This is a genomic window from Kocuria sediminis (genome assembly GCF_009735315.1).
GTDB classification, from domain to species: domain Bacteria; phylum Actinomycetota; class Actinomycetes; order Actinomycetales; family Micrococcaceae; genus Kocuria; species Kocuria turfanensis.
In genome coordinates, this window is sequence record NZ_WOGU01000008.1 from 154,844 (window position 1) to 166,999 (window position 12,156).

General features: G+C 74.6%; 9 protein-coding genes. All 9 read left to right on the forward strand.

Annotated elements, in window-relative coordinates:
- Positions 1-59 precede the first annotated feature (59 nt).
- The 9 genes from GMA12_RS11175 to GMA12_RS19560 all read left to right on the forward strand — a co-directional run bounded on the left by GMA12_RS11175 (position 60) and on the right by GMA12_RS19560 (position 12,049).
- On the forward strand, positions 60-1,796 hold the full coding sequence (locus GMA12_RS11175; protein WP_156269573.1) for a DUF885 domain-containing protein: 1,737 nt from the start codon (positions 60-62) through the stop codon (positions 1,794-1,796).
- A gap of 73 nt (positions 1,797-1,869) precedes the next feature.
- Complete coding sequence (locus tag GMA12_RS11180) at positions 1,870-3,276, forward strand: dicarboxylate/amino acid:cation symporter (protein WP_156269574.1); 1,407 nt, start codon at positions 1,870-1,872, stop codon at positions 3,274-3,276.
- Positions 3,277-3,437: 161 nt separating this feature from the next.
- Positions 3,438-4,664, forward strand: coding sequence for a sigma-54-dependent transcriptional regulator family protein (locus tag GMA12_RS11185; RefSeq protein ID WP_156269575.1), 1,227 nt, complete (start codon positions 3,438-3,440; stop codon positions 4,662-4,664).
- 186 nt (positions 4,665-4,850) lie between these two features.
- Positions 4,851-6,398 carry an acetaldehyde dehydrogenase ExaC gene (exaC, locus tag GMA12_RS11190; protein WP_156269576.1) on the forward strand — a complete coding sequence of 516 codons (1,548 nt, stop codon included), beginning with the start codon at positions 4,851-4,853 and terminating at the stop codon, positions 6,396-6,398.
- A gap of 51 nt (positions 6,399-6,449) precedes the next feature.
- Positions 6,450-7,523, forward strand: a complete 1,074-nt coding sequence (adhP, locus tag GMA12_RS11195; protein WP_156269577.1) for an alcohol dehydrogenase AdhP — start codon at positions 6,450-6,452, stop codon at positions 7,521-7,523.
- A 233-nt stretch (positions 7,524-7,756) separates the two neighbouring features.
- Positions 7,757-8,392, forward strand: coding sequence for a Maf family protein (locus GMA12_RS11200; RefSeq protein ID WP_162459749.1), 636 nt, complete (start codon positions 7,757-7,759; stop codon positions 8,390-8,392).
- Between the two features lie 127 nt (positions 8,393-8,519).
- Positions 8,520-10,310 (forward strand): acetyl/propionyl/methylcrotonyl-CoA carboxylase subunit alpha, encoded by a 1,791-nt coding sequence (locus tag GMA12_RS11205; protein ID WP_162459750.1) that lies wholly within the window; start codon positions 8,520-8,522, stop codon positions 10,308-10,310.
- 56 nt (positions 10,311-10,366) lie between these two features.
- Positions 10,367-11,224 carry a thioesterase II family protein gene (locus GMA12_RS11210; RefSeq protein WP_156269578.1) on the forward strand — a complete coding sequence of 286 codons (858 nt, stop codon included), beginning with the start codon at positions 10,367-10,369 and terminating at the stop codon, positions 11,222-11,224.
- Between the two features lie 108 nt (positions 11,225-11,332).
- Positions 11,333-12,049, forward strand: a complete 717-nt coding sequence (locus GMA12_RS19560; RefSeq protein ID WP_156269579.1) for a 4'-phosphopantetheinyl transferase family protein — start codon at positions 11,333-11,335, stop codon at positions 12,047-12,049.
- Positions 12,050-12,156 lie beyond the last annotated feature (107 nt).

Below are 12,156 nucleotides of genomic sequence, written 5' to 3' on the forward strand. Positions count from 1 at the left end.
GCCCCGTCCCGGCCGGGGACTGCCCGGACCGTCCGGGACCCGGCGCTACTGTGGCGTGCATGAGCACTGCACGGCCCGACCCCCTGTCCTCCGCCGTCCCGGCCCCGCTCGGCGCCGGGCACCGTGAGCCCACGGCCGTCGACGCCGTGGCCGAGCGCTGGTTCGGGCGCGCCATGGAGCTGGACCCGGCCCAGGCCACCGTGCACGGCTTCCCCGGCCGCGAGACCGAGTACCGCGACTTCGGCCCCGAGGGCCTGGAGGCCCGCGCCGAGGCCGTCCGCGAGACGCTGGCGGAGCTGACCGGCGCGGTGCCCGCCGACGACGTCGACCGGGTGACCGTGCACGCGCTGCGCGAGCGGCTGGGCCTGGAGCTGCTCCTGCACGAGGAGGGCCTGCGGGGCGGGGAGGTCAACAACATCTCCTCCCCCGTGCAGGAGATCCGGGACGTCTTCGACGACCTGCCCCGGCGCACCCCGGAGGACTGGGCCCACATCGCCGGGCGGCTGCGCAACGTGCCCGCGGCCGTGGACTCCTACGTGGCCGGGCTGCGTTTGGCCGCCGCCCGGGGCCGCTGCGCCTCCGTGGTCCAGCTGCGCAACGCGGCCCGCCAGTGCGAGGGCTACGCCGCCGGCCGGGGCTTCTTCGCCCGGCTCGCCGGCGGTCCGCACGTGCCCGAGGGCATGCACCGGGAGCTCGCCGAGGCGGCCGAGCAGGCCCGGCACGCCTACCACCGCCTCGCCCGGGTGCTGGGCGAGGAGCTCGCCGCGCACGCCCCGCACGCGGACGCGGTGGGCCCGGACGTCTACACCCTGCGCCTGCAGGAGTTCCTCGGGGCCGTCCTGGATCCGGCGGCGGTCTACGCGTGGGGGGTGGAGCAGCTGCGCACGGTCGTGGCGGAGCAGGAGGCGCTCGCCCGGCGGATCGCCCCCGGGGCCACCCCGGCCCAGGCCATGGCGGCCCTCGACGCGGACCCGGCCCGGCAGCTGCACGGCACCGACGCCCTGCAGGCGTGGATGCAGGACCTCTCCGACGCCGCCGTGGACGCGCTGGCGGGCACCCACTTCGAGATCACCGGGCCCATGCGCCGGCTCGAGTGCCGGATCGCGCCCACCCACGACGGCGGCATCTGGTACTCGATGCCCAGCGCGGACTTCTCCCGCCCGGGGCGCATGTGGTGGTCGGTGCCCGAGGGCACCGGCACGTTCACCACGTGGGAGCAGACCACGACCGTCTACCACGAGGGCGTCCCGGGCCACCACCTCCAGTTCGCCACGGCGCTGGCCAACTCCGGGGAGCTCAACCGGTGGCGGCGGATGGGCGTGTGGGTCTCCGGCCACGGGGAGGGGTGGGCGCTGTACGCCGAGCGGCTGATGGACGAGCTCGGCCACCTCCAGGATCCCGGGGACCGGATGGGCATGCTGGACGCGCAGCGGCTGCGGGCCGCCCGGGTGGTCTTCGACATCGGGTTCCACTGCGGGTACCGGATCCCCCGGGAGCTCGGCGAGGCCCTGGGCGGGGCCCGCGCCGGTGAGGTGTGGACGCCCGAGGACGGCTGGCGGTTCCTGCGCTCGAACATCGTGATGCAGGACCCCATGCTCCGCTTCGAGTGGATGCGCTACATGGGCTGGCCCGGCCAGGCCCCCTCGTACAAGGTCGGTCAGCAGCTGTGGGAGCAGGCCCGGGACGCCGCCCGGGACGCCGCGGGTCCCGGCTTCCGGCTCAAGGACTTCCACTCGCGGGCCCTCCGGCTCGGGTCCGTGGGCCTGGACACGCTGGCCTACGCCCTGGACCTGTGAGGTCCGCCATAAGGACGTCACATTTCGTCATCGTCATTCGGTGTTGTATATTCCGCGGGCCTATCGTGGGCACATGATTTCCGCAGAAAGCAATCGACGCCTGCCCCGGTGGCTGACCTCCTTCGGGCCGCAGATCGTGCTCGCCCTCCTCCTGGGCGTGGTGCTGGGCACCGTCGCCGACCGTCTCGGCGGCGACCCCGGCACGGACCCGAACTGGCTCATGACCGCCCTGGACACCATCGGCACGAGCTACGTGAGCCTGCTCAAGGCCGCCGTGGTCCCCCTCATCGTGACCGCGGTGATCTCCTCGATCGCCAACCTGCGGGAGGTCTCCAACGCCGCGCGCCTGGCCTGGAAGACCCTGCTGTGGTTCGGCATCACCGCCCTGATCGCCGTGACGGTCGGGCTGGTGCTCGGCCTCGTCGTCGAGCCCGGCGCGGGCACGGGTGCCGCCGCCCCCGCCGAGGAGTACTCCGGGACCCAGGGCTCGTGGCTGGCCTTCCTCACCGGCCTGGTGCCCGCCAACTTCCTGGGCCTGCAGGTCTCCTCCACCGTGGTGGACCCGGAGACCGTGCAGACCGCCCTGAGCTTCAACGTGCTGCAGGTCCTCGTGGTCTCGGCCGCCGTGGGCATCGCCGCCCTCAAGGTGGGCGAGCCCGCCGAGCCGTTCCTCGCCGTCGTCCGCGCCGCGCTGGCCGTGGTGCAGAAGGTGGTCTGGTGGATCATCCGCCTGGCCCCGCTGGGCACCCTGGGCCTGATCGGCCGGGCCGTGTTCGAGTACGGCTGGACCTCGATGGGCGGGCTGCTGACCTTCGTGGCCACCGTCTACGCCGGCCTGCTGATCGTCGCGTTCGTGGTCTACCCCGTGCTGGTCAAGGCGCACGGGCTCTCCGTCCGGCAGTACTTCTCCGGGGTGTGGCCGGCCGTGCAGCTGGGCTTCGCCTCCCGCTCCTCGGTGGGCACCATGCCCCTGACCCAGCGCGTCACCGAGCGCAACCTGGGCGTGCCCCGGGCCTACGCGTCCTTCGCCGTGCCGCTGGGCGCCACCACGAAGATGGACGGCTGCGCCGCGGTCTACCCCGCCATCGCCGCCCTGTTCGTCGCCCAGTTCTACGGGATCGACCTGGACATCACCCACTACGTGCTCATCGCCCTCGTCTCCGTGCTGGGCTCGGCGGCGACCGCCGGCACCACCGGGGCCACGGTGATGCTCACTCTGACCCTGTCCACCCTGGGCCTGCCGCTCGACGGCGTGGGGCTCCTGCTGGCCGTGGACCCGATCATCGACATGGGCCGCACCGCGCTCAACGTGGCCGGCCAGGCCCTGGTGCCCACGATCGTGGCCCGTCGCGAGGGCCTGCTCGACCGGGCGCTCTACGACGCTCCGCGTCACGGCGACCCGTTCGTGCCCGAGGCCCCGGCCGACGGCACGGAGCCCGCGGGAACCGCCGAGCCGGCCGCGGCGGGCACCGCCCGCTGACCGTCCCGACCTGCCCGAGGGGCGGGGACCTGAGGGAATGCCCGACGCATTCCGTCAGTTCCCCGCCCCTCGTTCGTCGTGGACGCGTCCCGGGCTACGCTGGGCACCGGCACGAGACCTGGGTCACGGCTCGGGGTCACAGCGGAGGACGGGGAGGGCGCGTGGGCGCAGCGGCGGAGGGGCCGACCACGGACCCGCTGCTGCGGCTGTCCTGGGCGCGGTCGCTGAGCCACCTCGCGGCCCCGGAGCGCTGCGCCCCGCGCATGGTGCTGGACCGCACGGACCTGCGGGAGGCCGGGTCGCCCCTGCGGGCCCTGCTGCCGGTGCTGGACGAGCTGCTCACGCCCCTGGCCGAGGACACCGGCCTCGTGGTGGCGGTCACCGACCCCGGCGGCGTGCTGCTGCGGGTCCGCGGCAGCGCACAGACCCGCCGCCGCGCGGAGAACATGGGCTTCGTGGAGGGCGCCGACTGGTCCGAGCACGCCGTGGGGACCAACGCCCCGGGCACGGCCCTGGTGCTGCGCCGGCCCGTCACCGTCCACCGGGAGCAGCACTTCTATCCCGAGGCCCGGCCGTGGTCCTGCACCGCGGCCCCGCTGCTGCACCCGCTCACCGGTGAGCTGCTGGGAGCGGTGGACCTCACCGGCGGGGACGCCGCCGCCGACCCCGCCACCCGGGCGCTGATCGGCGCGGCGGTGCGCGCCGCGCGGGCGGAGCTGGCCCTGGCGCTGCGCCGCGAGCCGGCGGCCCGCACCGCGGACCCCGCACCGTTCGTCCCGCCGCTCGCGGCACCGCCCGCGGCCGCCCCGCCCGCCCGGCTGCGCGTGCTCGGCGACGCGCCGCCGGCCCTGGTCCTGGCCGGCCGCCCCCTCGAGCTCACCGAGCGTCACGCCGAGATCCTGCTGGCGCTCTCCCGGGCCGCGGCGGGCCTGAGCACCGCGGAGCTGTCGGCCCAGCTGTGGGACGGCCGCGCCCAGGAGGCCACCGTGCGGGCCGAGGTGCTGCGCCTGCGGCGGCTGCTGGACTCCCGGGACGGGCCCGTGATCGCCTCCCGCCCCTACCGGCTCCGCGCCCCGCTGCCCTCGGACGCCGGCCGGGTGCTCGAGCTGCTCGACCGCGGCGCCCATCGGCGGGCGCTGCGGGAGTACTCCGGCGCGCTGCTGCCGCACTCCGAGGCGCCGGCGGTGGTGGCGCTGCGCCACCGCCTGTCCGGGCTGCTGCGCGAGGCGGTCCTCTCCGACGGCTCCGCCGAGGCCGTGCGGCAGTACCTGGGCCTGCCCGAGGCCGCCGACGACGCCGAGGCGTGGGCCCTGCTGCTGCGCCTGCTGCCGGCCCGCTCCCCCGCCCGGGCCCGGGCGGTGCTCGAGCTCGAGCGGCTGCGCGACTGACCCGGGCACCGCCCGCGCGGCACGAGAAGCCCGCGGCACCGGCAGCCCCTGCGTGCCGCTCGCACGGGCGGCGTGCAACGTGCGTGCAACGTGCGCCTGCGTAGCGTGAGCCACGTCACAGCACGGCGCGGAGCCGGCCCGACAGAGCCCGCCCGACGCACCGTCCCGCACAAGGAGCGAGTCACCATGAGCGTTGAAACGCAGTCCCTCACCACCGTCTACGCGCAGCCGGGCACCGAGGGCTCGAAGATCACCTTCAAGCCCCGCTACGAGCACTGGATCGGCGGCGAGTGGGTGCCGCCCGTCAAGGGCCAGTACTTCGAGAACATCTCCCCGGTCAACGGCAAGCCCTTCACCGAGGTGGCCCGCGGCACCGCCGAGGACATCGAGGCCGCCCTCGACGCCGCCTGGGCCGCCGCCCCCGCCTGGGGGAAGACGTCCGTGGCGGAGCGGGCCCTGGTGCTGCACCGGATCGCCGATCGGATGGAGCAGAACCTGGAGATGCTCGCCGTGGCCGAGACCTGGGACAACGGCAAGCCGGTCCGGGAGACCATCAACGCCGACATCGCCCTGGCCATCGACCACTTCCGCTACTTCGCCGGCGCGATCCGCGCCCAGGAGGGCACGCTCTCCCAGCTGGACGACAACACCACCTCCTACCACTTCCACGAGCCCCTCGGGGTGGTCGGGCAGATCATCCCGTGGAACTTCCCGATCCTCATGGGCGTGTGGAAGCTGGCCCCGGCGCTGGCGGCGGGCAACGCCGTGGTCCTCAAGCCCGCCGAGCAGACCCCGGCGTCGATCATGGTGCTCATGGAGCTGATCGCGGACCTGCTCCCGCCCGGTGTGGTCAACGTGGTCAACGGCTTCGGCGTGGAGGCGGGCAAGCCGCTGGCCTCCAGCCCGCGGATCCGCAAGATCGCGTTCACCGGCGAGACCACCACCGGCCGGCTCATCATGCAGTACGCCTCGCAGAACATCATCCCGGTCACCCTGGAGCTGGGCGGGAAGTCCCCCAACATCTTCTTCGAGGACGTCGCCGCCGCCCAGGACTCCTTCTACGACAAGGCGCTCGAGGGCTTCGCGTTCTTCGCCCTGAACCAGGGCGAGGTCTGCACCTGCCCGTCCCGCGCCCTGATCCAGGAGGGCATCTACGACCGGCTGCTGGCCGACGGTGTGGAGCGCGTGCAGCAGATGGTCCAGGGCAACCCGCTGGACCTCAACACGCAGGTCGGCGCGCAGGCCTCCAACGACCAGCTGCAGAAGATCCTGTCCTACATCGACATCGGCAAGCAGGAGGGCGCGAAGGTCCTCGTGGGCGGCGAGCGCAACGTCCTGGACGGCGACCTCGCCGAGGGCTTCTACGTCTCCCCCACGGTGTTCGAGGGGCAGAACTCGATGCGCATCTTCCAGGAGGAGATCTTCGGGCCGGTGCTGTCCGTGACCCGGTTCTCCGACTACGCCGACGCGATCCGCACCGCCAACGACACCCTCTACGGCCTCGGTGCCGGTGTGTGGGCCCGCAGCGGCAACCTCGCCTACCGGGCCGGCCGGGACATCGAGGCCGGACGGGTGTGGGTGAACCAGTACCACAACTACCCGGCCCACTCCGCCTTCGGCGGCTACAAGTCCTCCGGCATCGGCCGCGAGAACCACCTGATGATGCTGGACCACTACCAGCAGACCAAGAACCTGCTGGTCTCCTACTCCGAGGACGCCCAGGGCTTCTTCTAGACCGCGCCCGGTGCCGACACCGTTCCGTCCCGTTCCGCGAAAGGAGCACCCATGAACGCCCAGCAGGCCTCGACCACCCAGCAGGCCACGGCAGCCGCCGTGCCCGGGACCATGACCGCCGCCGTCGTGACCGCCTTCGGCGCGCCGCTGGAGGTCAAGGACGTCCCCGTCCCGCAGCCCGGTCCCGGGCAGGCCCTCGTCCAGCTCATCTCCACCGGTGTGTGCCACACCGACCTGCACGCCGCCCACGGGGACTGGCCGGTCCAGCCGACCCCGCCGTTCATCCCCGGCCACGAGGGCGTGGGGCGGGTCGTGGCCCTCGGCCCCGGCGTGGAGGACCTCGCGGAGGGGGACCTCGTCGGCAACGCCTGGCTCGCCTCCGCGTGCGGGCACTGCCGCAACTGCCGCACCGGCTGGGAGACCCTGTGCGAGCAGCAGGTCAACGGCGGCTACAGCATCGACGGCTCCTTCGGCCAGTACATGGTCGTGGACGCCCGCTTCGCCGCCCGCATCCCCGAGGGCGCCGACCCCTACGAGGTGGCCCCGGTGCTGTGCGCCGGCGTCACCGTCTACAAGGGCCTGAAGGTGACGGAGGCCCGGCCCGGCCAGTGGGTGGTGATCTCGGGGATCGGCGGGCTGGGCCACCTGGCCGTGCAGTACGCGGTGGCCATGGGACTGCGCGTGGCCGCGGTGGACGTCGCCGACGACAAGCTCGCCCTGGCCCGCCGGCACGGGGCCGAGGTGACGGTCAACGCCTTCGCCGAGGACCCCGCCGAGGCGGTGCACGCGCAGATCCCGGGCGGCGCGGACGCCGTCCTGGTGACCGCCGTGCACCCGGACGCGTTCGGGCAGGCCATCGGCATGGTCCGCCGCGGCGGGACGATCGTGTTCAACGGCCTGCCGCCGGGGGACTTCCCGGCGCCGATCTTCGACATCGTGCTCAAGGGCCTGACCATCCGCGGCTCGATCGTGGGCACGCGCCAGGACATGGTCGAGGCCCTCGACTTCTACGCGCGGGGCCTGATCCACCCGACCTACAGCACCCGCCCGCTGGGGGACGTGAACGCGGTCCTGGACGAGATGCAGAAGGCGAAGATCGAGGGCCGCGTGGTCATCGAGTACTGACCGCCCGCTCCCCTCCGCACCCGAGGGGCCGCTCCCCGGCCCGGTGCCCCGCGCACCGGACCGGGGAGCGGCCCCTCGGCCGTGCTCGCCGAGCCCCGGGCGTCGCGGGGCCGGGCGTGCCGCCCGACCGGGGAGCCCGGGCGAGCATCCCGGCGACGGCGGTCCGGGCGGGAGCGGCCCCGGGACGGGGCGCTCCGGACCGGGCGGTGAGCGGGGGTGCGTATCCTGGAGCGGTGACTCCCCGCCTCGTCCTCGCCTCCCGCTCCCCCGCCCGCACCAAGCTGCTCGCCGACGCCGGGATCGCCCACGACCGTCTCGTCTCCGACGTCGACGAGGACGCCGTGGTGGCCGAGCGCGGCGTGACGGAGCCCGAGGAGACCGCGATGGTGCTGGCCCGGGCCAAGGCGGAAGCGGTGGCGGCGCTGCCGGCGGCGGCCGGCGCCCTGGTGATCGGCTGCGACTCGGTCTTCGAGCTCGACGGCGAGGTGCACGGCAAGCCGCTCGACGCGGCGACGGCCACGGCCCGGATCCGCGCGATGCGCGGGCGCTCCGGGGTGCTCCACACGGGCCACTGGCTGGTGGACACCCGGGACCCGGCGGAGGGCGGCAGCGGCTTCAGCGGCGGGGCGCCCGCCGCGGCCGAGGTGTTCTTCGCGCAGATGTCCGACGACGAGGTCGCGGCCTACGTGGCCACCGGCGAGCCCCTGCACGTGGCCGGGTCCTTCACCATCGACTCCCTGGGCGCGGCGTTCGTGGAGCGCGTGGAGGGGGACGTGCACGCCGTCGTCGGGCTCAGCCTGAACACCCTGCGCACGCTGCTGGGCCGGGCGGGCGTCTCCGTGCCCGAGCTGTGGGCGGCGCACCGCTGACCGGCGCCCGGTCTTTGTAGGAGTCCTACAGAAACCGCGTCGCATTTCCGGCCGCCCGCCGAGCAGTTGGGCGATTGCCGACGGCGGGGAATACAGTGCATCCGAGGATTTCGACAAGGAGTGAGACGTGACCGGTAACTACCCCGCGGACGGCGCCATCCGCCCCATCACCAAGGTGCTCGTGGCCAACCGCGGCGAGATCGCGGTGCGCGTGATCCGTGCCGCCCGGGACGAGGGCATCGCCTCCGTGGCCGTGTACGCCGAGCCCGACCGCGACGCCGTGCACGTGCGGATGGCCGACGAGGCCTACGGGCTGGGCGGGTCCACCGCCGCGGACTCCTATCTCGTGGTCGACAAGATCCTCGACGCCGCCGCCCGCTCCGGCGCCGATGCCGTGCACCCGGGCTACGGCTTCCTCTCCGAGAACGCCGACTTCGCGCTGGCCGTGCTCGAGGCCGGCCTGACCTGGATCGGCCCGCCGCCGGCGGCGATCGCCAAGCTCGGGGACAAGGTGGCCGCCCGGCACATCGCCGAGAAGGTGAACGCCCCGCAGGTCCCCGGCACCACCGACCCCGTCGGCTCCGCCGAGGAGGTCCTCGCGTTCGCCGACGAGCACGGGCTGCCCCTGGCCATCAAGGCCGCGTTCGGCGGCGGCGGCCGCGGGATCAAGGTCGTGCGCGACCGCGCCGACATCCCGGAGCTCTACGAGTCCGCGGTGCGCGAGGCCACGGCCGCGTTCGGGCGCGGCGAGTGCTTCGTGGAGCGCTTCCTGGACGCGCCGCGGCACGTGGAGACCCAGTGCCTCGCCGACGCCCACGGCAACGTGGTGGTCGTCTCCACCCGCGACTGCTCCCTGCAGCGGCGCAACCAGAAGCTTGTGGAGGAGGCGCCCGCCCCGTTCCTGTCCGAGGAGCAGAACCGGCTGCTCTACGAGTCCTCCAAGGCCATCCTCCGGGAGGCCGGCTACCAGGGCGCGGGCACCTGCGAGTTCCTCGTGGGCCGCGACGGCACCATCACGTTCCTGGAGGTCAACACCCGGCTGCAGGTCGAGCACCCCGTCTCCGAGGAGGTCACCGGCATCGACCTGGTCCGGGAGCAGTTCCGGCTGGCCCGCGGGGAGGCCCTCGGCTACGACGACCCGCCGGTCCGGGGCCACTCCATCGAGTTCCGGATCAACGGCGAGGACCCGGGCCGGCACTTCATGCCCTCCCCGGGCGGCATCACGGCCCTCGCCCTGCCGGGCGGGCCCGGGGTGCGCGTGGACTCCGGCGTGCAGGCCGGCGAGACCGTGGGCGGGAACTTCGACTCCATGCTCGCCAAGCTGATCGTCACCGGCGCCACGCGGCAGCAGGCGCTCGAGCGCTCCCGCCGCGCCCTCGCGGAGCTGCGCATCGAGGGCATGCCCACCGTGGTGCCCTTCCACCGCGCGGTGGTGGCCGACCCCGCGTTCGCCCCGGCCGACGACTCCGCCTTCACCGTGCACACCCGCTGGATCGAGACCGAGTTCCACAACACCATCCCGCCGTTCGAGGGGGTCCCGCAGGCCGGGCCCGAGGCGGAGGAGCGCCAGGCGATCGTCGTGGAGGTCTCCGGCAAGCGCCTCGAGGTCGTGCTGCCCGCGCTGCCGGGCCCCGCCAAGCCCAACGGCACCGCGGCCAAGCCGCGCAAGTCGAGGTCCTCCCGCGGGGGCTCCGCCGCCGCGGGCGGGGACAGCCTGAGCTCCCCGATGCAGGGGACCATCGTGAAGATCGCGGTGGACAACGGCGAGGAGGTCGCCGAAGGGGACCTCGTGCTCGTGCTCGAGGCCATGAAGATGGAGCAGCCGCTGACCGCGCACAAGGCGGGCACGGTCTCGGGGCTCTCCGTCAGCCCCGGGGACACGGTCTCCGCCGGCACCGTCCTGGCCACCATCTCCTGAGCACCGCCGTCTGCTGAGTGCCGCCAACGCCTGACCATCGCGACGGGGAGCTGTCCATGAGCACACGACCGGCCGCCGGGCGCTGCCTCGTGGACCTCTCCGCGCAGGACCGGCTGCGCCGCGGCGCCTCCGAGCGCGCGCCGCGGCTGCGGGTGCTGGGCTGCCCGCCCGCGGGCGCCGCCGCCGGCTACTGGCGGTTCCTGGTCCGCGAGGACGTCCACGTGCTGGGCGTGCAGTACCCGGGTCGGGAGTCCCGGTTCCGGGAGCCCGCGGCGCCCTCGATCGAGGCGCTCGCCGCGGAGGCGGCCGCGGCCGTCGCCGCCGCACCGTGGGCACCTGCGGTGGCCTCCCCCGGGGCGGCCGCCGACGTCCCGCTCGTGGTCCTGGGCCACAGCATGGGCGCGGCCGTCGCGGCCGAGCTCGCCTCGCGGCTCGAGCACCGGGAGGGGATCCGGGTCGCGCTGCTCGCGCTGTCCGCGAAGACCGCCCCGGGCGCCGCCGAGGTCGCGGGCGCGGGAGCCGGCACCGACGAGGACCTGTGGGCCGGGCTCGATCCGCAGGCCCCGGGCGCGGACGAGGCGATGGTCCGGTGGCTCCGGCGGCTGGGCGGCACCCCCGAGGCGGTGCTGGAACACCCCGAGCTGCTGGCCCTGCAGCTGCCCGCCCTGCGGGCGGATCTGCGGGCCTCCATGGCCTACGGCCGGTTGCCCGCCCCGGTCGGGGCGCCCCTGCTGCTGCTGCGCGGCACCGAGGACGACACCGTGGACCCCGCCGGCCTGGACGCCTGGCGTCCGGTCAGCACCGGGCCCGTCCAGCGGCGGGAGTATCCCGGTGGCCACCACCCGTTCGCCGACCACCGGGACCGCCTGCTCGGGGACCTCATGGCGTGCGCCGCGCCCGGCCGCTCCGGATGAGCCCCGCACGGTGCACCGGCGAAGGTCAGCACGTCGTGGGGAGCAGGTCATGGTGAGCGACCCGTGGCCGGTGCGTCGTCGTGCGCGGGTCGTCACGAAGGGACCGCGGTGACGGAGCGACCGCCGGGCGTGCCCGGCGCGGTCGAGCTGCCGGTGCCGGGCGCCGCGGACGTGCGGGTGGTCCTGGCCCGTGTGGCCGCACTGGCCGGCTGGGCGGAGTCGGTCCGGGACTGCCTGGACGAGGAGGAGCGGGCCCGGGCCGCCGCGTTCCGCTACGACTCCGACCGGCGCCGGTTCGTGGTGGCCCACTGCGTGCTGCGCCACGAGCTGGCTGCCCGCACGGGCGCGGCCCCGGGGGCTCTGCGCCTGGGGCCGCCGGTCCCGGCCCGGGGACCCCGGCCCAAGCCGCGGCTCGAGGAGCACGCCCTGCGCTTCTCCCTCTCGCACAGCGGCGACCTGGTGCTCGTGGCCACCGCCGAGCGCGAGGTGGGGGTGGACGTGGAGCACGTCCAGGACCCGGCCGCCGCCGAGCAGGTGCTCTCCCTGCTCCACCCCGCCGAGATCGCCGCCCTGCGGGCCCTGCCCGCCGCCGACCGTCCGGCCGCCGTGACCACGGTGTGGGCGCGCAAGGAGGCGCTGCTCAAGGCGCTGGGGTCGGGACTGTTCCGCGACCTCTCCGTGGACGACGTCGGGGCCGGCCCCGTCCCGGGGCGGCCCGTGGCGGACTGGCGGATCCTGGACCTGGCCCTTCCACCGGGTCCCAGCCCGGCCCGCGAGGACGTGCGGGCGGCGCTGACCGTGCGCGTCACCCCCGGCGAGGTCTGATCCGTTCTGCTCTGCAACGCTCTGTGCTGCTTTGTGACGCTGCAGGTGCCTGGCCGCCGGCCCTCCACGGCGACCGTGTCCGAATCGTGTCCGTCATCTTTGCAAAT